This window comes from Billgrantia campisalis, from assembly GCF_022341425.1.
GTDB lineage: Bacteria > Pseudomonadota > Gammaproteobacteria > Pseudomonadales > Halomonadaceae > Halomonas > Halomonas campisalis.
In genome coordinates this window covers 1-1244 of the sequence record NZ_JABFUC010000045.1, presented here as the reverse complement: position 1 = coordinate 1244, position 1244 = coordinate 1, and the positions used below count along the sequence as shown (strand labels likewise).

The 1244-nt window shown below is 46.5% G+C and carries 1 protein-coding gene; it reads left to right on the top strand.

Features of this window, described 5'->3' with window-relative positions; translation table 11 throughout:
• The first annotated feature begins 141 nt into the window (after positions 1–141).
• Complete coding sequence (locus tag HOP52_RS19535; protein ID WP_238979201.1) at positions 142–1029, top strand: hypothetical protein; 888 nt, start codon at positions 142–144, stop codon at positions 1027–1029.
• Positions 1030–1244 lie beyond the last annotated feature (215 nt).

Here is a 1244-nt window from a genome sequence, read left to right as displayed (position 1 = left end):
CAGGTCGCACCGCAGCCAATACAATACCCTATAGAAGCTGCTTCGCAGCCTGAGGGGCGGCTTAGTCCAACAGGCATTTATTCGCCATGCTCCGCACGGCGAATAAATGCTAACCAGTTATACGTCAAGGGAGACTGAGCAGTGACTCGGAAGAAAGGCGCTAAGAACATTACTGCTTTCGATGATAGAGCAGAAATTGCTACTACCGCCACAAAATCAATCAGGCATCTATCGCGGGAGGACGATTCGACTCCGTCCCAACAATTTCATGCTACTTTAAAGAATCAGGGAAACTACCTTAAGTGGATAGATTCAAGGCATACGGAGCTTCAGAAAGCTCGGAACGAGCTGGATCCCGATGGGCGCGGGCCAAAAGATGCTACATATCGTAAGTATCGATGGTACGCGGAACAAACAACGTTGCTCGAAGCAATCAATGCGTTCGAGGTCTTCTATAAAAATTCATTTATCGGTTTGGCCTGTGCTTTGCGCCGAGTAATTCCGCCTGAACGGATAAAGGGAGCGGTAGATGCCAAAGTGCTGTGGGCAAACCAAGGAAAAACATCTTTTCCTTCTCTCATATTTGAAAGCCAACTTTTTCATGATCTAGAGCAAATTGACAAAGTTTCGTCCATGCTGATCGAGGCAAAGCGATATAACCCAAATAACCAAGCTTCATCAAACAGGAAGCTTGTTCTGTCACTGCAAGCAATATTTCAAATACGCCATACTTTGTCCCACAATCAGGGCAGAGTTACTCAAAGTGATATGTCAAAATTGGAAATGCATGGATATTCAGCGTCACTAAATGAAGTAATAGACCCCGAGAAGAACCATCTCGGTCAATCTATTCGAAAGCGTTTGCGTTCAGAAGTAAATGCGTATACCAAGTGGTTACTCAACAATACTGCTAAATTTTTGGAGCGAAGATCGCGAACTGGCGATATCGTTTTGGATGTAAAGCTGAAGAAGAGTATAGAACATTATGTTGGTTCGAATGCCGAGATCAGCAAGCTTGATTGGAAATAACGTATAACAATCAGTTGCAGTCGGACAAAGCAGGTCCGTCATGCCTTTTGTTGACGCAAAAGCCCTGCCGGCCCTACTTCGCCGCTGAACATGGGCGTTGAGGCTGTAGCAAAACCCCGACCACGCCCGGTAGGATGAGGAAAAGGCAAGGGAGAGTCGTCAGCATGCCCAGGTTCAAGCCCTACGACTACGATCAGCACGCCATGGTTGCCATC